Source organism: Streptomyces sp. AC550_RSS872, assembly GCF_019049285.1.
Taxonomy (GTDB): domain Bacteria; phylum Actinomycetota; class Actinomycetes; order Streptomycetales; family Streptomycetaceae; genus Streptomyces.
Map to the genome: position 1 here is coordinate 1 of NZ_JAGMUL010000198.1, position 20,554 is coordinate 20,554.

Annotated in this window: 21 protein-coding genes and 1 riboswitch; of the genes, 15 read left to right on the plus strand and 6 right to left on the minus strand. The window is 70.1% G+C overall.

Going from position 1 to position 20,554, the window contains the following annotated elements; translation table 11 throughout:
- From KUM44_RS41790 to gcvT, 3 genes are all read right to left on the minus strand, one after another.
- Positions 1-651 (minus strand): aminotransferase class I/II-fold pyridoxal phosphate-dependent enzyme (locus KUM44_RS41790; RefSeq protein WP_217214993.1); only part of this gene is annotated, 651 nt, incomplete at its 3' end.
- A gap of 15 nt (positions 652-666) precedes the next feature.
- Positions 667-1,044 (minus strand): glycine cleavage system protein GcvH, encoded by a 378-nt coding sequence (gcvH, locus tag KUM44_RS41795; RefSeq protein WP_062717581.1) that lies wholly within the window; start codon positions 1,042-1,044, stop codon positions 667-669.
- Between the two features lie 176 nt (positions 1,045-1,220).
- Positions 1,221-2,339: a glycine cleavage system aminomethyltransferase GcvT gene (gene gcvT, locus KUM44_RS41800; protein WP_217214994.1), complete on the minus strand. Its 1,119-nt coding sequence runs from the start codon at positions 2,337-2,339 to the stop codon at positions 1,221-1,223.
- Between the two features lie 164 nt (positions 2,340-2,503).
- A riboswitch (glycine riboswitch) is annotated at positions 2,504-2,602 on the minus strand.
- A gap of 170 nt (positions 2,603-2,772) precedes the next feature.
- On the opposite strand from gcvT, the gene KUM44_RS41805 reads away from it, so the two are divergent.
- The 9 genes from KUM44_RS41805 to KUM44_RS41845 all read left to right on the plus strand — a co-directional run bounded on the left by KUM44_RS41805 (position 2,773) and on the right by KUM44_RS41845 (position 12,627).
- A complete protein-coding gene (locus KUM44_RS41805) occupies positions 2,773-3,447 on the plus strand; it encodes an AAA family ATPase (RefSeq protein ID WP_217214995.1) in 675 nt (224 codons plus the stop codon).
- Positions 3,448-3,526: 79 nt separating this feature from the next.
- On the plus strand, positions 3,527-4,318 hold the full coding sequence (locus KUM44_RS41810) for an enhanced serine sensitivity protein SseB (protein WP_217214996.1): 792 nt from the start codon (positions 3,527-3,529) through the stop codon (positions 4,316-4,318).
- 190 nt (positions 4,319-4,508) lie between these two features.
- Positions 4,509-5,309, plus strand: a complete 801-nt coding sequence (locus tag KUM44_RS41815) for an enhanced serine sensitivity protein SseB C-terminal domain-containing protein (protein WP_217214997.1) — start codon at positions 4,509-4,511, stop codon at positions 5,307-5,309.
- Between the two features lie 363 nt (positions 5,310-5,672).
- Positions 5,673-6,671: an ABC transporter permease gene (locus tag KUM44_RS41820; RefSeq protein ID WP_217214998.1), complete on the plus strand. Its 999-nt coding sequence runs from the start codon at positions 5,673-5,675 to the stop codon at positions 6,669-6,671.
- Between the two features lie 76 nt (positions 6,672-6,747).
- Complete coding sequence (locus tag KUM44_RS41825) at positions 6,748-8,499, plus strand: ABC transporter substrate-binding protein (protein WP_217214999.1); 1,752 nt, start codon at positions 6,748-6,750, stop codon at positions 8,497-8,499.
- 70 nt (positions 8,500-8,569) lie between these two features.
- Positions 8,570-9,577 carry an ABC transporter permease gene (locus KUM44_RS41830; protein WP_217215000.1) on the plus strand — a complete coding sequence of 336 codons (1,008 nt, stop codon included), beginning with the start codon at positions 8,570-8,572 and terminating at the stop codon, positions 9,575-9,577.
- The gene (locus KUM44_RS41835; RefSeq protein WP_217215001.1) at positions 9,574-10,668 is read left to right on the plus strand and encodes an ABC transporter ATP-binding protein; all 1,095 of its coding nucleotides are present in this window, start codon (positions 9,574-9,576) and stop codon (positions 10,666-10,668) included. Before KUM44_RS41830 ends, KUM44_RS41835 begins: the two co-directional genes overlap by 4 nt.
- A complete protein-coding gene (locus tag KUM44_RS41840; protein WP_217215002.1) occupies positions 10,665-11,906 on the plus strand; it encodes an ABC transporter ATP-binding protein in 1,242 nt (413 codons plus the stop codon). Before KUM44_RS41835 ends, KUM44_RS41840 begins: the two co-directional genes overlap by 4 nt.
- A gap of 64 nt (positions 11,907-11,970) precedes the next feature.
- Positions 11,971-12,627 (plus strand): trimeric intracellular cation channel family protein, encoded by a 657-nt coding sequence (locus KUM44_RS41845; protein WP_217215003.1) that lies wholly within the window; start codon positions 11,971-11,973, stop codon positions 12,625-12,627.
- Here KUM44_RS41845 and KUM44_RS41850 read toward each other — a convergent pair.
- Positions 12,536-13,774, minus strand: coding sequence for an esterase family protein (locus tag KUM44_RS41850; protein ID WP_217215004.1), 1,239 nt, complete (start codon positions 13,772-13,774; stop codon positions 12,536-12,538). The two genes, KUM44_RS41845 and KUM44_RS41850, sit on opposite strands and share 92 nt — an antisense overlap.
- Positions 13,775-13,907: 133 nt before the next feature.
- Between KUM44_RS41850 and KUM44_RS41855 the strand changes: the two genes are divergently transcribed.
- Positions 13,908-14,807 carry a thioesterase family protein gene (locus KUM44_RS41855; protein WP_217215005.1) on the plus strand — a complete coding sequence of 300 codons (900 nt, stop codon included), beginning with the start codon at positions 13,908-13,910 and terminating at the stop codon, positions 14,805-14,807.
- A gap of 90 nt (positions 14,808-14,897) precedes the next feature.
- On the plus strand, positions 14,898-15,860 hold the full coding sequence (locus tag KUM44_RS41860) for a YafY family protein (RefSeq protein WP_217215006.1): 963 nt from the start codon (positions 14,898-14,900) through the stop codon (positions 15,858-15,860).
- Positions 15,861-16,079: 219 nt separating this feature from the next.
- On the opposite strand, the gene KUM44_RS41865 is transcribed toward KUM44_RS41860, so the two are convergent.
- Complete coding sequence (locus KUM44_RS41865) at positions 16,080-16,706, minus strand: TetR family transcriptional regulator (RefSeq protein ID WP_217215007.1); 627 nt, start codon at positions 16,704-16,706, stop codon at positions 16,080-16,082.
- 147 nt (positions 16,707-16,853) lie between these two features.
- Here KUM44_RS41865 and KUM44_RS41870 point away from each other — a divergent pair, with 147 nt between their 5' ends.
- From KUM44_RS41870 to KUM44_RS41880, 3 genes are all read left to right on the plus strand, one after another.
- A complete protein-coding gene (locus KUM44_RS41870) occupies positions 16,854-17,006 on the plus strand; it encodes a hypothetical protein (RefSeq protein WP_167366195.1) in 153 nt (50 codons plus the stop codon).
- Between the two features lie 43 nt (positions 17,007-17,049).
- Positions 17,050-17,328, plus strand: coding sequence for a DUF4190 domain-containing protein (locus KUM44_RS41875; protein ID WP_217215008.1), 279 nt, complete (start codon positions 17,050-17,052; stop codon positions 17,326-17,328).
- Positions 17,329-17,518: 190 nt separating this feature from the next.
- Positions 17,519-18,694, plus strand: a complete 1,176-nt coding sequence (locus KUM44_RS41880; RefSeq protein WP_217215009.1) for a cysteine desulfurase family protein — start codon at positions 17,519-17,521, stop codon at positions 18,692-18,694.
- 4 nt (positions 18,695-18,698) lie between these two features.
- Here KUM44_RS41880 and KUM44_RS41885 read toward each other — a convergent pair whose 3' ends face one another.
- Positions 18,699-19,364, minus strand: a complete 666-nt coding sequence (locus KUM44_RS41885) for an N-acetylmuramoyl-L-alanine amidase (protein ID WP_217215010.1) — start codon at positions 19,362-19,364, stop codon at positions 18,699-18,701.
- A gap of 59 nt (positions 19,365-19,423) precedes the next feature.
- Between KUM44_RS41885 and mnmA the strand changes: the two genes are divergently transcribed.
- A complete protein-coding gene (mnmA, locus tag KUM44_RS41890) occupies positions 19,424-20,554 on the plus strand; it encodes a tRNA 2-thiouridine(34) synthase MnmA (RefSeq protein WP_217215011.1) in 1,131 nt (376 codons plus the stop codon).

Consider the following 20,554-nt stretch of genomic DNA (forward strand, 5'->3'; position numbering starts at 1 on the left):
GTGCAGGCCCGCCGCGACCAGACCGGCGAAGTGGGCCATGTCGACCCACAGGTACGCCTCGACCTCGTCGGCGATCCGCCGGAACTCGGCGAAGTCCAGCTGCCGCGGGTACGCCGACCAGCCGGCGATGATCACCTTCGGCTTGTGCTCCTTGGCGAGCTTCTCGACCTCGGCCATGTCGACCAGACCGGTGGCGGGGTCCACGTGGTACGGGACCACCTTGAACTGCTTGCCGGAGAAGTTCAGCCGCATGCCGTGGGTGAGGTGGCCGCCGTGGGCCAGGTCCAGGCCGAGGATGGTGTCGCCGGGCTGGGCCAGCGCGAACAGGGCGGCCTGGTTCGCGGAGGCGCCGGAGTGCGGTTGCACATTCGCATACTCGGCGCCGAACAGCTCCTTGACCCGGTCGATGGCGATCTGCTCGGCGACGTCGACGTGCTCGCAGCCGCCGTAATAGCGGCGGCCCGGGTAGCCCTCGGCGTACTTGTTGGTGGCGACCGAACCCTGGGCCTCCATGACCGCGACCGGCGCGAAGTTCTCGGAGGCGATCATCTCCAGGGTCGACTGCTGGCGCTCCAGCTCGGCGTCGAGCGCGGCGGCGATGGCCGGGTCCAGCTCGTGCAGGGGCGTGTTCAGAAGCGACTTGTCAGACATAAGGGGCGTTACTCCTCAGCCGGCGGTGTGGGCGACGTACTCGTCGGCGGAGAGCAGGTCGGCCGGCTCCTCCGTGACGCGCACCTTGAACAGCCAGCCGCCCTCGAAGGGGGCGGAGTTCACCAGCGCCGGGTCGTTCACGACGTCCTCGTTGATCTCGGTGACCTCGCCGGTGACCGGGGAGTACAGGTCGGACACCGACTTGGTCGACTCCAGCTCACCGCAGGTGTCACCCGCGGTCACGGTCGAGCCGACCTCGGGGAGCTGGGCGTAGACGACATCGCCGAGCGCGTTGGCCGCGAACTCGGTGATGCCGACCGTCGACACGCCGTCCTCGGCGGTCGACAGCCACTCGTGCTCCTTGCTGTAGCGCAGCTGCTGGGGGTTGCTCATGGCCTGAATTCTCCTGTACGCGCGGGAGTGGTGATGAATGGGGGACTGCTGGAAACGCATGTGAGCAGCGCGAATGTGCGCAGGGTCACGCACGGGGCCGCTGTCGGTCTCCACTTGTGGGCCGGTCTCCGGATCTGGGCCAGTCTTCGCGTCTGGGCCAGTCTCTCGGTACGGCGTTACTTCTGCCGCTTGTAGAACGGCAGCGCCACGACCTCGTACGGCTCGTGGCTGCCCCGGATGTCCACGCCGACCCCGGCCGTGCCCGGCGCCGAGTGCGCGGCGTCGACGTACGCCATCGCGATCGGCCTGCCCAGGGTGGGGGAGGGCGCGCCGGAGGTGACCTCGCCGATGACCTCGCCGCCGGCGACGACCGGGTACCCGGCGCGCGGGACGCGGCGGCCCTCGGCGATCAGGCCGACGAGCACGCGGGGCGGGTTCTCCGAGGCGCGGGAGGCGGCGGCGGCGAGCGCCTCGCGCCCGACGAAGTCGCCCTCCTTCTCGAACTTCACCACCCGGCCGAGCCCGGCGTCGAAGGGGGTGAGGGAGGTCGAGAGCTCGTTGCCGTACAGCGGCATGCCCGCCTCCAGCCGCAGCGTGTCCCGGCAGGACAGGCCGCACGGGACCAGACCGACGCCTTCGCCCGCCTTGGTCAGCGCCTGCCACAGCTCGACGGCGTGCTCCGGCTTCACGAACAGCTCGAAGCCGTCCTCGCCGGTGTAGCCGGTGCGCGCGATGAGGGCGGGGACGCCGGCGACGGTGCCGGGCAGGCCGGCGTAGTACTTCAGGCCGTCGAGGTCGGCGTCGGTGAGCGACTTCAGGATGCCCGGGGACTCGGGGCCCTGGACGGCGATCAGCGCGTACGCGTCCCGGTCGTCGCGGACCTCGGCGTCGAAGCCGGTCACGCGCTCGGTCAGCGCGTCCAGCACGACCTGGGCGTTGGAGGCGTTGGCGACGACCATGTACTCCGTGTCGGCGAGCCGGTAGACGATCAGGTCGTCGAGGATGCCGCCGTCGGCCTGGCAGATCATGGTGTAGCGGGCGCGGCCGACGCCGACGGAGGCGATGTTGCCGACCAGGGCGTGGTTCAGGAAGGCGGCGGCCTCGGGGCCGGTGACGGTGATCTCGCCCATGTGGGAGAGGTCGAAGAGCCCGGCCTTCGTCCGCACGGCGTTGTGCTCGTCGCGCTCGGAGCCGTAGCGCAGGGGCATGTCCCAGCCGGCGAAGTCGGTCATCGTCGCGCCGAGCGAGCGATGCAGGGCATCGAGCGCGGTACGACGGGGTTCAGTGCTGCTCATCGGACGTTGTCTCCCAGGGCATGACGGGCGAGGTCGTTCCTCCCCATCTGTCATCGGAACCTGAGAGGTTCGCCGGGACCGCCACAGGGACGATCAACGGCTTGCACCTTGGGTGGAGCCGCGCGTCCCGGGCAGGGACGGAGCGGCCCGCTTTTCAGATGTGCCTCGCCCGCGCGGTAACGGGGCCTGAGAGATTCAAGGGAGGGACTTGCTCCTTCGGCGCCCCGGCGATGGACTGCTGGGGACTCTCCCGCGCGGATTCAAACGGCCGGTATGCAGTTGGCGCGCACATCATTGCACGGCCACGCCCGTCAACGGCAGGCCGTGTCTGTAACCGGGTTGTGGCAGGAAGTGAACGAAAATGCGGGAGATCATCCATTACCTTCTCTTTACGCTCAGTGGGGATGGGGAATCCTGACCCCGGAGGAGGACGATGACGGTGAACCGCACCACGGCCTACGCCACGACCTCGGGCATGGCGCTGCCCAAGCAGCCCGCGGCCCCGGCGGCCGAAGCCGGCGGCACGTACCTCGCACCCGTGGTCCGTGATCTGCGCGAGCGCTCCGGTCGCAGCCCGCGCGCGCTGCTCTTCGGCCCGCGGGACCTCGTCGTGATCACCGGCCTGCCCGGCAGCGGCAAGTCCACGCTGATGAAGCGGGCCGTGCAGGGCCCCCGCATCGACTCGCAGGACACCCGGGACCGCTGGGACACCCGCATGCCCCGCTTCCTCCCGTACGCCGTCTACCGCCCCCTGGTCCGTCTCGCGCACTACGCCGGACTGCGCCGCGCCGTGCGCTCCGGCGAGGGTGTCGTCGTGCACGACTGCGGCACGCAGGCATGGGTGCGTGGCTGGCTGGCCCGCGAGGCCCGCCGACGCGGCGGCAGCCTGCACCTGCTGCTGCTCGACGTCGCCCCGGACACGGCCCTGGAGGGCCAGCGCGAGCGCGGCCGAGGCGTCTCCCGTTACGCCTTTCTGCGCCATCGCCGAGCCGCGGCCCACCTGCTGAGCTCGGTGGAGCAGGGCAGCCTGCCCCAGGGCTGCGGGTCGGCGGTGCTGATCGATCGGGAGGCGGCGGACACTCTGTGCCGGATCGGTTTCACGGGCTGAATGGTCGCGGGGCTGTGCGGGGCGGACACCGGATAGCCTTCTGAGCCACATACGTGGTTCACAGCAGGCGGTCAGACAGATGGACTTCGCAGCGGATCTCCCCGCGGACTTCCCGGCAGGGGCACACCTCCACGCGCACGGCGGTTGGCCCGGCAACGAACTGGAGGAGGTGCTCTCGGCCTCCCTCGGCCTCCCCTCGGCCGGCGGCCGGATCATCGAGGTGCTGGGCCGCAGCTTCGTCTGGGTGCCGCTGCCCAACGGCGGCGGCCCCACCAGCGGTCCGCTGGACCTGCCGACCGTGGAGATTGCGGGCCAGGCGTACGTCCCGGTCTTCAGCTCCGAGGAACAGTTCCGCCAGGTCGTCGGGGCCCATATGTCGTACACCGTCGCCCCCGCCGTCGAATTCGCCCGCGGTCTGCCCCCGCAGGTGGGCATCGCCGTCAACCCCGACGGCACGGTCGGCGTCCCCCTGCCCCCGGCCGCGGTGGCCGAGCTCTGCCGGGTGGGCCGCACCCCGCTGGACGGCCTCACCACCGGCGGCCGCGTCAAGCTCTACGAACCCGACTGGCAGGACGACCCGGTCGACTTCCTCGCGGCAGCCTCGGCCGAGTTCGCCGAGACCGGCGTCGTCACCACGGCCCGCCGCTGTCTGGCGGCGATCGAGACGGCCCACCCGGTGATGTTCGTCGGCGTGGAACTCTCCCAGTGGGAGGGCGACTTGCGCGCGGCCCCCATGGACGCCCTCGCCCGAGCCCTGGGCCGCACCCCCACCCCCTGGCCGGTCAACCTGGTCCTCCTGGACGTGGCCCAGGACCCGGTGATCGACTGGATGAGGCAGAAGGTACGCCCGTTCTATCAGCGGGATTTCTAGGCGCCGGTGACGGGCAGCGCCCCCTTGGGGGCGCGGGGCTGTATCGATATGCGGCTCCGCCGCGGGGCGCGACAAGCCACGCACGACCCGCAGTCCGCAGACGACAATGGGCCCCGAGCTCTCAGCGGCTCCCCCAGCGGAGCGCCTAAGCTGGGCTCGAAACCCACGTTCCCCGAAAGGGCGGTAAAAGGTGAGCGCGAGCGGCACCGCGGCGACCGGCCAGGTCGAGCACATGCTGCGCCAGGTGACGCCGGGGCGTTACGACGCCTATGAGGCGCTCCTCCGCGCCCTCGCCACCCCGAACACCGGCCAGGTCTGGATGCTGCTGTGGCACGGCCAGGCCGGCTCCCCGGACGCCCAGTACGGAAACATGGAGGTCGACGGCCACGGCTACGCCCCGTGCGTCACCTCCGCCCAGGAGCTGTCGGCCAGCGGCTGGAACCGCTCCTACGAGGTCGTCGACGGCATCGACGTGGCCCGCACCCTCTACCCGGACCACTTCGGCCTCTGGCTGAACCCGCACGCCCCGGGCGGCGGCGTCGGCATCCCGTGGCTCGACCTGCGCCGCATCGCCACCGGCCTGGACCGCCAGCCCGCCGGCCCGCTCCGCCTGTCGGAGCCCGGCATCGAGATCCCGCAGTTCTACGCCCTGCTCGCGCAGAACGCCCACCGCACCCCCGCCGTCCGCTCCCTGCGCCGCGCCTGGGTGCAGCCGGCGCTCGGCGCGCCGTATCTGGCGATCGGGCTCGACGTGTACGACACCAGCCCGCCCGCCGTGGACTCGGTGCGCTCGATGATGCTCCAGTCCATCGGCGCGGTCCCGGACGGGCTGCCCGTCTCGACGGTGGCGATGTCCGACGAGGACGACCCGGTCGCGATGTGGATGCGGGCGACCGCCCGTCCGTTCTACGACCGCGAAGCACACGCCGCCGCTCCGGCGCAGGCTCCGGCGGCCGGCTACGGCTACCCACCGCCACAGGGCCGTTACTGATCATTCATGGGCTAACCTACCGAGCGGTCGGCAACCCTACTGTCGTAGGCGCAACGCACCCCCGGCTGCGGTTTCCCAGGTGAATCTCCGCGCGTAGATGCGATCGGAAGGTCCCGGTCCGCCCTCATACGCCCCAACTGGCGCGCGTCCGCCCCCCGTTACCCGCTGTTCGGATAACGGAACCCCGCAGACAGCATCACGGTTGCGCATACTTTCCTCGCCAGCTCTGGCAACAGATCGCCAAAGCGTTGAAGACTCCCGGTCAAGACACGGGGCGGCAGGCCCCGTGTGCGAGTTGGAGCAACCGCTACCGCGGCAGCCAGGGGGGCCGACAACCGTCGGCCGAGAGGGGTCAGACTCACCGTGACGGCACCGATCGAGACCACCGGATCGCAGGCCGACGCCCAGCCGGAGGCCGTGCTGAAGGGGGTCGAGGCCAAGAAGATCGAGGGCCGGTCACTCGGGCAGATCGCCTGGTCCCGCTTCAAGCGGGACAAAGTGGCGGTCGTGGGCGGCATCGTTGTCGTGCTGCTCATCCTCGTGGCGGCCCTGTCCCGTCCGCTCCAGGCCCTGTTGGGGCTCGACCCCAACGCCTTCCACCAGGACCTGATCGACCCCAACACCTCGCTGCCCAAGGGTGACTTCGGCGGGATGAGCTGGGACCACCCGCTGGGCGTCGAGCCGAAGTTCGGCCGGGACATCCTCGCGCGCATCCTGGAGGGCTCCTGGGTCTCCCTGGTCGTCGCCTTCGGCGCGACGCTGCTGTCCGTCGTCATCGGAACCGTGATGGGCCTGGTCGCCGGCTACTACGGCGGGCGGGTCGACACCGTCGTCAGCCGCCTGATGGACACCTTCCTCGCGTTCCCGCTGCTCCTGTTCGCCATCGCCATCTCCGCGACGCTCCAGGGCGGTGCCTTCGGCCTCGAAGGGCTGCCCCTGCACATCTCCGTGCTGATCTTCGTCATCGGCTTCTTCAACTGGCCCTACATGGGGCGCATCGTGCGCGGTCAGACCCTGGCCCTGCGCGAGCGGGAGTTCGTCGACGCCTCCCGGGGGATGGGGGCCGGCGGCCCGTACATCCTCTTCAAGGAACTGCTGCCCAACCTCGTCGCGCCGATCATCGTCTACTCGACGCTGCTCATCCCGACGAACATCCTCTTCGAAGCCTCGCTGAGCTTCCTCGGTGTGGGCATCCAGCCGCCCCAGGCGTCCTGGGGCGGAATGCTCAACCAGGCCGTCGACTTCTTCGAGGTCGACCCGCAGTACATGATCGTCCCCGGCCTGGCGATCTTCATCACGGTGCTGGCCTTCAACCTCCTCGGTGACGGCCTGAGGGACGCACTCGACCCCCGCAGCCGCTGACGTCCGCGGTCGCGACACCCGTCCGCGACCCGACGTCCCACCCAAGTGTCCACCTACGAAGGGGAATCCGACCATCATGCGAAGGTCAGCAATGGCCGCGATTGCGGTCGCCAGTAGCGCCGGCCTGCTTCTCGCGGGCTGCAGCAAGGCCGACGACGGCGCCGACACGCCCAAGGGCGCCGGCGTGAACGCCGCGACCAAGGGAGTGGTGAACGCCTCCACCCACAAGGGCGGAACGGTCACCTACGCCAGCTCCGACGCTCCCGAGTCGCTGGACCCGGGCAACATGTACTACGCCTACGGCTACAACTTCAGCCGCCTCTACGCGCGTCCCCTGATGACCTTCAAGCCCGCCCCCGGCGAGGCGGGCAACGAACTCGTCCCGGACCTCGCCGAGGGCGCGGGCACGCCCAGCGACGGCGGCAAGACCTGGACGTACAAGATCCGTCAGGGCGTCAAGTACGAGGACGGGACCGCGGTCACCTCCAAGGACGTCAAGTACGCGGTGGAGCGTTCGAACTTCGCGCGTGACGTGCTCTCGCTCGGCCCCAACTACTTCCAGAACCTGCTGGACAACCCGGACGACTACAAGGGCCCGTACAAGGACAAGAGCGAAAAGGGCATCTCGTCCATCGAGACCCCGGACGACCAGACGATCGTCTTCCACCTGAACAAGGCCTTCGCGGAGTTCGACTACCTCGTCAGCGCCCCGCAGACGGCCCCCGTGCCGAGGGCCAAGGACACGGGTGTCGACTACACCAAGAAGGTCGTCTCCTCCGGCTCGTACAAGTTCGAGAAGTACGAGGAGGGCAAGCAGATCGTCCTGGTCCGCAACCCCGAGTGGGACGCCAAAACGGACCCCCTGCGCAAGCAGTACCCGGACAAGATCGTGGTGAACCTCAAGGTCAACAAGGCCACGATCGACAAGGACGTGATGTCCGGGGACACGATGATCGACATCCAGGGAACGGGTGTCGACGCGCAGACCCAGGCGCAGATCCTGGGCAAGAAGGACGAGATGGCCAACACGGACAACGCGTTGGGCGGTCGTCTCATCTACGCGGCGATCAACACCAAGCTGGCGCCGTTCAACAACGTCGAGTGCCGCAAGGCCGTCGAGTACGCGATCGACAAGACCGCCGTGCAGACCGCGATGGGCGGCCCGATCCGCGGTGACATCGCCACCACGGTCCTGCCGACCGACGTCTCGGGTTACGAGAAGGCCGACCAGTACGCCACCCCGGGCAACAAGGGTGACGTCGCCAAGGCCAAGGAGCACCTGAAGGCCTGCGGCAAGGAGGGCGGCTTCAAGACCTCCATCTCGGCCCGCACCGACCGGCAGGGCGAGGTCGACGCGGCCACCGCGATCGTCGGCGCGCTGAAGAAGGTCGGCATCGACGCGGACATCAAGCAGTACCCGTCCGGCAAGTACTTCTCCGACTACGCGGGCGTGCCCAAGTTCAACGAGAAGAACAACATCGGCCTGATGATGATGCAGTGGGGCGCCGACTGGCCCACCGGCTACGGCTTCCTACAGCAGATCGCGCACGGCAAGGCCATCAGCCAGTCGGGTAACACCAACCTGTCCGAGCTGGACAACCCCGAGATCAACAAGCTGCTGGACGACGCGATCGGCAACACCGACGAGGCCGCCCGCACCAAGGCGTACACCGAGGTCGACCAGAAGGTCATGGAGCAGGCCGCCATCGTGCCGCTGACCTACTTCAAGGTCCTGCTGTACCGCACGCCGCACGCCACCAACCTGGTGTCGACGTCCGCCTTCAGCGGTCAGTACGACTACCTCAACGTCGGCACCGCCGAGAAGTAGCCCCGGAAGGCAGGTGAAGGCATTGGCGCCCGCGGACTAAAGTCATCCGCGGGCGCCCGCGCCGGTCCTCGTGATCTCGTACATCATCCGCCGGACGATCGCGGCACTGGTCCTGCTGCTCGTCGTCACCGCGGTCACCTTCGGCATCTTCTTCATCCTGCCGAAGCTCGCCGGGCAGACCGCCGACCAGCTGGCACAGCAGTACATCGGCAAGAACCCGACCCCCGAGGACATCGCGGCGGTCAAGGCGAACCTCGGTCTCGACCAGCCGGTCTACGTCCAGTACTGGGACTTCATCAAGGGGATCGTCTCCGGCGCCACCTACGACCTCGGCCCCACCACCGTCCGCTGTGACGCCCCCTGCTTCGGCTACTCCTTCAAGGACCACATCGAGGTCTGGCCCCAGCTGACCGAACGGCTGCCGGTCACCCTCTCGCTGGCTGTCGGCGCCGCCGTGCTGTGGTTGGTCGGCGGGATCGCGGCCGGTGTCATCTCCGCTCTCAAACCGGGCTCGTTCTTCGACCGGTCCGCCATGGGCGTGGCCCTCGCGGGCGTCTCCCTGCCCATGTTCTTCACCGGGCAGCTGGCCCTGCTGTTGTTCAGCTACAAGCTGGAGATCTTCGGCAGAACGTACGTCCCCTTCACCGAGAACCCGTCCCAGTGGGCCAACACCCTGTTCCTGCCGTGGTGTTCGCTGGCGCTGCTCTACTCGGCCATCTACGCCCGGCTGACCCGCTCGGGCATGCTGGAGACCATGAACGAGGACTTCATCCGCACCGCTCGGGCCAAGGGTCTGCGGGAGCGCAAGGTCGTCGTCCGACACGGTCTGCGGGCCGCGTTGACCCCGCTGGTGACAGTCTTCGGCATGGACATCGGCCTGCTGCTCGGCGGTGCCGTCATCACCGAGACGGTGTTCTCCCTGCACGGCATCGGCGAGTACGCGGTCCAGGCGATCACCGCCAACGACCTGCCCCCGATCCTCGGGGTGACCCTGCTCGCGGCGTTCTTCGTCGTCTTCATGAACCTGGTGGTGGACCTGTTGTACGCCACGATCGACCCGCGGGTGAGGCTCTCGTGACCGACCTGTCCAAGACCGGGGCCGCCGTGGGCGAGCCCGTGCGTGCCGGCGAGCCGCCCCGGGCGTTCCTCGAAGTGCGCGACCTGAAGGTGCACTTCCCGACCGACGACGGCCTGGTCAAGTCCGTGGACGGTCTCTCCTTCCAGCTGGAGAAGGGCAAGACCCTCGGCATCGTGGGCGAGTCCGGCTCCGGCAAGTCCGTGACCTCGCTGGCCGTGATGGGCCTGCACCGCCTCGGCAACCGCGGCAAGAACGTGCGGATGTCCGGCGAGATCTGGCTCGACGGCAAGGAGCTCGTCTCGGCGAGCCCCGACGAGGTGCGCCGGATGCGCGGCCGGCAGATGGCGATGATCTTCCAGGACCCGCTGTCCGCCATGCACCCGTACTACACGGTCGGCAGCCAGATCGTGGAGGCGTACCGGGTCCACAACAAGGTCGACAAGAAGACCGCCCGCCGCCGCGCCGTCGAACTCCTCGACCGCGTCGGCATCCCGGAGCCGGACAAGCGCGTGGACATGTACCCGCACGAGTTCTCCGGCGGTATGCGCCAGCGCGCCATGATCGCCATGGCGCTGGTGAACAACCCCGAACTGCTGATCGCGGACGAGCCGACCACCGCGCTCGACGTGACCGTGCAGGCGCAGATCCTCGACCTGATCCGGGATCTTCAGAAGGAGTTCGGCTCCGCGGTCGTCATCATCACGCACGATCTCGGCGTGGTCGCCGAGATCGCCGACGACATCCTCGTGATGTACGGCGGACGCTGCGTGGAGCGCGGCCCGGTCGACAGGATCTTCCACGAGCCGTCGCACCCCTACACCTGGGGCCTGCTCGGCTCCATGCCGCGGATCGACCGCGCGCAGACCGACCGGCTCATCCCGGTCAAGGGCCAGCCGCCGAGCCTCATCAACGTCCCCTCCGGCTGCGCCTTCAACCCGCGCTGCCCGTACGCGGACGTCCCCAAGGGCGGGATCACCCGCACCGAGCGCCCCGAGCTGCGCGAGGTCGGCAGCAGGCACTTCACCGCCTGCCACCTGTCGCAGGAGGACCGCACCCGGATCTGGACCGAAGAGATTGCGCCGAAGCTGTGAGCGAGACTGAGACCGGGGCCGCGGCGGCGGCCGTGAAAGCCGCGCCGGCCGACGACGAGAAACCGCTGCTCAAGGTCGAGGGCCTGGTCAAGCACTTCCCCATCAAGAAGGGCCTGCTCCAGCGGCAGGTCGGGGCGGTCAAGGCCGTGGACGGCATCGACTTCGAGGTGCGCCGGGGCGAGACCCTCGGCGTCGTGGGCGAGTCCGGCTGCGGCAAGTCGACCATGGGCCGGCTGATCACCCGGCTGCTGGAGCCGAGCGGCGGCAAGATCGAGTTCGACGGCACGGACATCACGCACCTCGACACCAGCGGCATGCGCCCGCTGCGCCGCGACGTGCAGATGATCTTCCAGGACCCGTACGGCTCGCTGAACCCCCGGCACACCATCGGCAACATCGTCTCGGCGCCGTTCCGGCTCCAGGGCGTCGAGCCCGAGGGCGGCGTCAAGAAGGAGGTCCAGCGCCTCCTCGAACTGGTGGGCCTGAGCCCCGAGCACTACAACCGCTACCCGCACGAGTTCTCCGGCGGCCAGCGTCAGCGCATCGGCATCGCCCGCGCCCTGGCCCTCAAGCCCCGGATGGTCGTGGCCGACGAGCCGGTCTCCGCGCTCGACGTGTCGATCCAGGCACAGGTCGTCAACCTGATGGACGACCTCCAGGACGAGCTCGGGCTGACGTACGTGATCATCGCGCACGACCTGTCCGTCGTCCGGCATGTCTCGGACCGCATCGCGGTGATGTACCTCGGCAAGATCGTGGAGCTGGCCGACCGGGACGCGCTGTACGCGTCGCCGATGCACCCGTACACCAAGGCCCTGCTGTCGGCGGTGCCGATCCCGGATCCCAAGCGGCGCGCGGAGAAGAGCGAGCGCATCCTGCTCCGCGGCGACGTGCCCTCGCCGATCGCCCCGCCGAGCGGCTGCCGCTTCCACACGCGGTGCTGGAAGGCCACGGAGATCTGCCGCACGACCGAGCCCCCGCTGGCCGAGCTGCGCCCCGGCCAGCGCGTGGCCTGCCACCACCCGGAGGACTTCGCGGACCAGCAGCCCCAGGACACGGTCCTGCTCTCCGTGGCCAAGGAGGCAGCGGAGCTGGTGTCCGACGAGGTGCTGGCGGAGTCGGCGCCCGCCAAGGACTCCGAGCCTGCTGCGAAGAAGCTCAAGGCGTCGGCGACGGACTCCGAGGCCGCCCCCGCGGCGGACCCCGACCCCGCTGCCGAGGAGTCCACCGAGAAGTAGCCCGGCATCGAGCCCCCGCCTTCCTTTGCAAGGCGGGGGCTTTGCGCTGCGCAAGAATGTACGAGTGCTACAGCAATTGTTCAGCCCGTCCGTCCAGCACACGCTCGACCTGATCGGCATCTTCGTCTTCGCCATCTCCGGCGCCCTGCTGGCGGTCCGCAAGAACTTCGACGTCTTCGGCATCGCCGTCCTCGCCGAGGTCACCGCCCTGGGCGGCGGGCTGTTCCGGGACGTGATCATTGGCGCCGTACCCCCGGCCGCCTTCACCGATCTGGGGTACTTCCTGACCCCGCTGCTCGCCGCGCTGCTGGTGATCTTCCTCCACCCGCACGTGGAGCGCATCCAGACCGGCGTGAACGTCTTCGACGCGGCGGGCCTCGGTCTGTTCTGCGTCGCCGGGACGGCGAAGGCGTACGACTACGGACTCAACCTCACCGCGTCCGCCACCCTCGGCCTCGCGACCGCCGTCGGCGGCGGTGTGCTGCGCGACGTCCTCGCCAACGAGGTGCCGTCACTGCTGCGCTGGGACCGCGACCTGTACGCGGTCCCGGCGATCGTCGGCGCCACGATGACCGTCCTGTGCATCCACTACGACGCCCTGACCCCGCTCACCAGCACCCTCGCGGCCGTCACGGCCTTCGTGCTGCGTCTGCTCGCGATGCGATTCCACTGGCGAGCTCCGCGGGCCTGGAACCGGCGGTCGACGGTGCGAGAGGAGTAGCCCCCGACGCCGTCCGGGTCCGGTGCCCGGTACCCATCACCTCGGTCAGCCAGCGGAACGCCGGCACCACCTGCGGCTTCCACAGCGCCATGGTGTGGCCGCCCGCGCTCTTCGGGATGAACACCACGTCCACGGTCGTCGGCGCCTTCGCGATCCGCTTGAGGGCCATGCCCGCCTCGTACCCGTCACGTGGCTGACCGGACATATAGAGTGCGACGCGCGGCGGGACATGGGCACCCTTGAGCAGCACATACGGGTTGTTCGCGGCCCGCAGCGCCTGCGTCTTCGCGGCGATCGACTTGCGTTCGACGACGGGGTCGTTGTAGCCGGACAGGCTGACCGCGGCCCGGTAGCGGTCGGGGTGGGCGACGGCCAGCTTCGCCGCGCAGTGCGCGCCCGCCGAGTACCCGGCGACCGCCCAGCCGTCCGGCGCGGCCTGCGCCCGGAAGTTGTCCATGACCATCTTCGGCACGTCGATGCTGAGCCAGCTGTCGGCGTTCACCTTGCCGGGGACGTTCGCGCAGCCGGTGTCCTGGCCGGGCAGCAGCGAGGTGCGCGGCGAGACGATGATGAACGGCGCGATCCGCCCGCTGCGCATCAGCGGGGCCAGCTGCTGGGTCACGTCCATCGACCCGAACCACGCCTTCGACGAGCCCGGATAGCCCGCCAGCACCTCGACGACCGGGAACTTGTAATTGCGGTAGGCGGGATCGTGGTACTGCGGCGGCAGCCAGACGTTGACCTCGCCCCGCACTCCGGACACCCGGCCCTTGAGCTGGGTGGTGAGCACCCCGCCCTCCGCGCGCATGCCCGGCCCCTTGCCCGGCTTGAAGGCCTGCCGGACCTTGGGCAGCTTCTCCAGCGCGATCCCGCCGGTGCCGCTCGCCCCGAGGTCGGCGGCCTCCTGCACATGGTCGCTGGTGCCGAGCAGGTCGCCCCAGTTGTCGTACAGCTGGTTGGAGTTGTTGACCATCGTGAAGACGAGGGCGACCGCGGTGCCCTGGGCGAACAGCACCATCAGCACCCGGGCGACGGCCCGTACGGCCTTGGGCCCGCGCACCCGCGACCAGAGGACCAGCGGCAGCGCGACGGCGACTACGCACAGCGCGATCAGCGTGTAGAGGAACGGGCTCCCGGTGAGACTCATGTCCTCATAGAGGGGGAGATCGGGCTCCGGGTTTCGGACGAGCGGTGATACTTACCGAAAAGTTGCTCACATCTCACCCACGGCCTCGCCCAAAAAGCTACCGCTTAGTAGTTTGCTGCTGTACCGTTCACCCATGCCAGAAGCAGCCTTCGCCCCGACGGCCCCGACGGCCCCGCGGGCCACGATCGGCGACAGCGAGTTCGACCGCGACACCGCGCTCACCCTGCGCGAGCCCGGCGTCTACGACATCGACCTCTCCGCCGGCTGGACCATCATCAGCGCCGTCAACGGCGGCTATCTGCTGGCCGTGCTCGGCCGCGCCCTCGCGGACGCCCTTCCGCACAGCGACCCGTTCACGATCTCCGCGCACTATCTGACGGCGTCCCAGCCCGGCCCCGCGGTGGTCCGCACGGACGTGGTGCGCACGGGGCGGACCCTGTCGACCGGCCAGGCCTCGCTCTTCCAGTTCGACGAACAGGGCCGAGAGGTCGAGCGGATCCGCGTCCTCGCCTCGTACGGCGACCTCGACGCACTCCCCGACGACGTCCGTACGACGGCCAGGCCGCCGGCGTTCCCGCCCATGGAGCACTGCTTCGGCCCCGAGGACACTGCATCTGATGTCCGACCACCGTCGGGTGGCGCCCCGGTCGACGGCAGCTCGGCCATCGCCGACCGCCTGATGCTCAAGCTCGACCCGTCCACCCTGGGCTGGGCGCTCGGGCAGCCTTCGGGCAAGGGCGAGATGCGGGCCTGGTTCGGCCTCGCGGACGGCCGCGACGCCGATCCGCTCTCGCTGCTCCTGGCGGTCGACGCCCTGCCCCCGACCGCGTTCGAGATCGGCATCTCCGGCTGGGTCCCGACGGTCGAACTGACCGTCCACATACGCTGCCACCCGGCTCCCGGCCCGCTGCGAGTGTCGATCACGACCCGCAACCTCGCGGGCGGCTTCCTGGAGGAGGACGCGGAGGTCTGGGACAGCGCGGACCGGCTGGTGGCCCAGTCGAGGCAGCTGGCGCGGGTGCGGTTGGCCTGAGGGCCGCATGGCCTGACGGCCGTGCGGGGGGATCGGTGCGGGCCGAGACCGTGGTGGGCTGAGATCGTGGTGGGCTGAGATCGTGGTGGAGTGAAGTCCGACCGGCTCCTGTCGATCCTCCTGCTCCTCCAGACGCGCGGCCGAGTGACCGCGCCAGAACTCGCCGAGCGGCTGGAGGTGTCGGTCCGCACCATCTACCGGGACGTGGAAGCCCTGTCGGCATCCGGCGTCCCGGTCTACGCCGAGCGCGGGCGGCACGGCGGTATCGAACTCCTCGCCGGATTCCGTACGGACGTCACGGGCCTGACCGCCGACGAATCGCGCGCCCTGTTCATCCTGGCCGCACAGGGCGCGCATGCCGCCCTCGGCCTGGACGAGGCGCTCGGCTCTGCGCTGCGCAAGGTGATGGCGGCCCTGCCGGCACCGCACCGCCCGGCTGCCGAGGTGACCTCACGCCGCATCCTCGTCGACGCCACACGCTGGAAGGGCGGCCCCCAACCCGCCCTGGACCTGGACGCGTTGCAGGACGCCGTCTTCGCCGACCGGCGCCTCAGGCTGCGCTACCGGCACAGCGGCGAGCGGGAGCAGCGGACGTACACCGTCGACCCGTACGGCCTGGTCTCGAAGGCCGGTGTCTGGTACCTGGTCGCCGACCGGCGAGGCGGGCCGCAGCTGTTCCGCGCGGACCGGGTGCGGTCGGCACGCGTCCTGGAGGACGTGGTGCGGCGTCGGCCGGGCGTCGAACTCGCCGACGTCTGGGAGGTGTTGCGCCGCCAGGTGGAGGAGCGGCCGGGCGGTATCGACGTGACGGTGCGCGTACGGCGCGACCGGCTCGATCTGTTCCTGCGGCTCATGGCGTCCTCGCTGGTCTCGCTCCCCGAGGGCGAGGGCACGGCCGGGGACGAGTGGGCCACCGTCCGTCTCTCGCTGGGAGTTGTCGGCGAGGCGCGTCAACTCCTCCAGTTCTCGGACCGGGTGGAAGTCCTCTCACCGCCCGAGGTACGGGACGAACTGGCGCGCGCGGCGGCTTCTGTCACGGCCTTGTACCAGTGAGTAGGGTGAGGCGTCGAGGAAACCCGCAGGTCAGCGGGGTGACTTGAGGGCGCTTTGCCCGGCGCACAGGCCGTCGACGGCGGAGCCCCAAGGGAGCCCTTCCAAGTGGGGTACCTTCGGCCCGGAACGACAGCGGTACGACAGCGGTACGACAGCGGTGCGAGAGGGGCTGCACTCCCGGTGAACGGGGGGGGGCAGCCCCTGTCGTGTCCTGGCGGCTCAATCCAGCCAGTGTTCCCGGCCGATGCTGATCAACCGCATCTGGCGCGTGGCGACCTGGGCGACGCGCCGGCGCTCCTCCTCCGGCGCCTCCAGGGCGTCCAGGAACAGCGAGGCCGTCATCAGCATCTGGTCGACGTAGAGGTGGGCGAGCATGAGGAGATCGTCGTCGTTCCAGCCTTCGGAGACCGGGTCCTTGGCCAGTGCGGCCTTGACCTCCTCGGCGAAACGGGCCAGCTGGTCCTGGATGGCCTGCCGCACCGACTGCACCCCGCCGTGCCGCTCACGGGCGATGAAACGGACGTGGGCCGGGTGCGTCTCGACGTGGTGGGCGATCAACCCGACGGCCCGCTCTATGCGTTGGTCGCTGTCGCCGGCCGAGGAGACGGTCGTACGGATCATGGGGTGGAGGCTGCCCAGCGCCTCCTCGACCAGGGCCACGCCGAGGTCGGCGGTGGACCGGAAGTGCCGGTAGAAGGCCGTCGGCGCGACGCCGACGGCGCGCGTGACCTCGCGCAGGCCCAGGCTGCTCAGGCTCTGCTCCTCCAGCAGTCCCAATGCCGCGTCCAGGAGCGCCTGCCGGGTCTTCTGCTTCTGGGCCTGCCGGATACCGAGGGTGTGACTCATACCATGCAGTTAACAACTGTTCTCTGGAATTGAAAAGCCGTGGGGCGCGCTAGACTTCGAAGTCAGTGAACAACTGTAACTACAACTGTTCACCAAAACGTAACGAGTGAGATCAACGAGAGAGATCTCAGAGGGGGATCCGATCCCATGTTGTTCCTCGTCGCCGCACTCCTGCTGCTGGGCGTGCTGCTGGGCACCGTGGCCCACGCGCCGCTCGCCTTCACCGCCGTGGCCGCCGCCGTCATCGCCGTCTGGCTGGGCATCTTCGCCGCCCGCGAGCGCCGCGCCCGCCGCAACTGACCCCGCCCACCGCACCACACCGACTTCTCGGGAGCTGACACCCATGCAACTCACCGCCCCGGCCACCGGCCGCCCCGCCACCCGCACGCGCACCCGCGACGCCGACGGCATGGCCGTGGCGTCCTTCATCCTCGGCCTCCTGGGCCTCCTCGTCTTCAACCTCTTCCTCGGCCCGACCGCCATCGTCCTGGCCGCGGTGTCCCTGTGGCGCGGCACCCAGCGCAAGGGCCGGGCCTACCTGGGCATGGGCCTGGGCGTCGCCGACCTGCTGGTACTGCTGGCGTTCGTGCAGATGGACAACACGCTGTCCTGGAGCTTCTAGCCACCGTCGCCACCGCCGCCGACGGGACCGCCTACCGCCGTGGGCAAACGTTCCGCAGGGGGGAACGGGTGGGCACTCCCCGCAGCGCCGGGTGCCACGCGATCGACGTCAAGCCCAACGCAGTCAAGGCGCCGCCCCGCTCAAGCCCAGCGCAGCCGCCGCGCAGCGGCGACGTAGAATCGTCGCCACCATGGCTTACCTCGACCACGCCGCGACGACCCCCATGCTTCCGGAGGCGGCAGAGGCGCTGACCGCCCAGCTGAGCGTCACCGGCAACGCCTCCTCCCTCCACGCATCCGGCCGCCGCGCGAGGCGCGCCGTCGAGGAGGCCCGCGAGACCCTCGCGGAAGCGCTCGGCGCCCGCCCCAGCGAGGTCGTCTTCACCTCCGGCGGCACCGAGGCCGACAACCTCGCGGTCAAGGGCCTGTACTGGTCCCGCCGCGACGCCGACCCGGCACGGCCGCGCACCCGCGTCCTGGCCAGCCCCGTTGAGCATCACGCCGTCCTCGACGCAGTCCACTGGCTCGGCGAGCACGAGGGCGCGAACGTCGAGTACCTCCCTGTCGACCCCCACGGACGGGTCCACCCGGACGCCCTGCGCGAGGCCATCGCCCGCAACCCCGACGACGTCGCCCTGGCCACCGTGATGTGGGCCAACAACGAGATCGGCACCGTCATGCCGGTCCGTGAACTGGCCGACGTGGCAAGGGAGTTCGACGTCCCCCTGCATGCCGACGCGGTCCAGGCCTTCGGACAGGTCCCGGTCGACTTCGCCGCCTCCGGCCTCGCCGCGATGACCGTCTCCGGGCACAAGATCGGCGGCCCGTACGGAATCGGCGCCCTGCTGCTCGGCCGCGACCAGACCCCCGTCCCCGTCCTGCACGGCGGCGGCCAGGAACGGCACGTCCGCTCCGGCACCCTCGACGTCCCCGCCGTCACCTCCTTCGCCGTCGCCGGCCGACTCGCCGCCGAACAGCGCGAATGGTTCGCGTCCGAGATCGGTGCCCTGCGCGACGCCCTGGTCGAAGCCGTCCGTACGGCCGTCCCGGACGCGATCCTCGGTGGCGACCCGGCACCCGGCGGCCGCCTCCCGGCCAACGCGCACTTCACCTTCCCGGGCTGCGAGGGCGACTCCCTGCTGCTGCTCCTGGACGCCCAGGGCATCGAGTGCTCCACCGGCTCGGCCTGCACCGCCGGCGTCGCCCAGCCCAGCCACGTCCTCCTGGCCACCGGCACCGACCCCGACCTGGCCCGCGGCACCCTGCGCTTCTCCCTCGGCCACACCTCCACGGAGGCCGACGTCGAGGCGGTCGCCAAGGCGATCGGCCCGGCGGTGGAACGCGCGCGGGCGGCCGGACTCACGTAGCTCGCTACGCGGGCGCCGTACGCGCCGCCCGCACGAGCTTCATGTACCGGTCCCAGTCCCAGTGCTTGCCTGGGTCCGTGTGGTCCGTCCCCGGCACCTCCACGTGCCCGATGATGTGCTCGCGGTCGACGGGGATGTCGTAGCGGGCGCATATTCGGGCCGTGAGCCGGGCCGAGGCCTCGTACATCTCGTCCGTGAGGTCCTGCGGCCGGTCCACGAAGCCCTCGTGCTCGATGCCGACACTGCGCTCGTTGTAGTCGCGGTTGCCCGCGTGGTACGCCACGTCCAGCTCGCGGATCATCTGCGTGATGTGGCCGTCCTTGCGGACGATGTAGTGCGCGGCCGCACCGTGCTCCGGGTCCTGGAACACCTTCACCGCGCTGTCGAAGCTGCCCTGGGTGACATGGATGATCACCATGTCGATGCCGTAGTCGTCCGGACGGTCGGCCATCCTCCAGTTCGCGTCCGACGCCGCCACCCACCGCGCGTCGATGTAGTCGACCTCGCCCTCCTTGCGCGGCTTCTCCACGCCGGGCACCCGCCACCACAGGCGCGCGAGTTCGTCGCGGGCCAGCACGGCCGAGCCCGCCGCTGCCACCGTCCCGCCGATCAGCAACGCGCGACGCCCGACCTTCCGGTCGCCGTCCTTCGGAGCCTTCCGCTGTCCCATGTGATCGTCAACGGATACTCGCGGGCCCTGGTTCCCGCGCCCCGTACCCTGGAAGGGTTATGACTGACACCGCGCAGCCCTCCCGCCCCCTCCGCGTCCTCGCCGCCATGTCCGGCGGGGTCGACTCCGCCGTCGCCGCCGCCCGCGCGGCCGAAGCGGGCCACGACGTGACCGGCGTCCACCTCGCGCTCTCCGCGAACCCCCAATCCTTCCGCACGGGCGCGCGGGGCTGTTGCACCATCGAGGACTCCCGGGACGCCCGCCGCGCCGCCGACGTCATCGGCATCCCGTTCTACGTGTGGGACCTCGCCGACCGCTTCCGCGAGGACGTCGTCGAGGACTTCGTCGCCGAGTACGAGGCGGGCCGCACCCCGAACCCCTGCCTGCGCTGCAACGAGAAGATCAAGTTCGCCGCCCTGCTGGACAAGGCGCTGGCGCTGGGCTTCGACGCCGTCTGCACCGGCCACTACGCGCAGGTCGTCCTGCGCGAGGACGGCACCCGCGAGCTGCACCGCGCCTCCGACATGGCCAAGGACCAGTCGTACGTCCTCGGCGTCCTGGACGACCGGCAGCTGGCGCACGCCATGTTCCCGCTCGGCGACACGGTGACGACCAAGGACGAGATCCGCGCGGAGGCCGAGCGCCGGGGCCTCGCGGTCGCCAAGAAGCCCGACTCGCACGACATCTGCTTCATCGCCGACGGCGACACCCAGGGCTTCCTCGCGAACCGCCTCGGCAAGGCCGAGGGCGACATCGTCGACGAGTCCGGCGCCAAGCTCGGCACCCACGAGGGCGCGTACGGCTTCACCATCGGCCAGCGCAAGGGCCTGCGCATCGGCACCCCGGCAGCCGACGGCAAGCCGCGCTACGTCCTCGACATCTCGCCCGTGAACAACACGGTGACGGTCGGCCCGGCGGCCGCCCTGGACGTCAGCGCCCTCACCGCGATCAAGCCCCGCTGGTGCGGCGCCGCCCCGACCGGCCCCGGCATCTACACCGCCCAGCTGCGCGCCCACGGCGGCGAGACCGAGGTGAGCGCCGAACTGATCGACGGCTCCCTGGAGGTCACCTTCACCGAGCCCGTCCGCGGCGTCGCCCCCGGCCAGGCGATCGTCCTGTACGACGGCACGCGCGTGGTGGGCTCGGCGACGATCGCGTCGACGGTGCGGGCGACGCCGACGGCCGTCTGA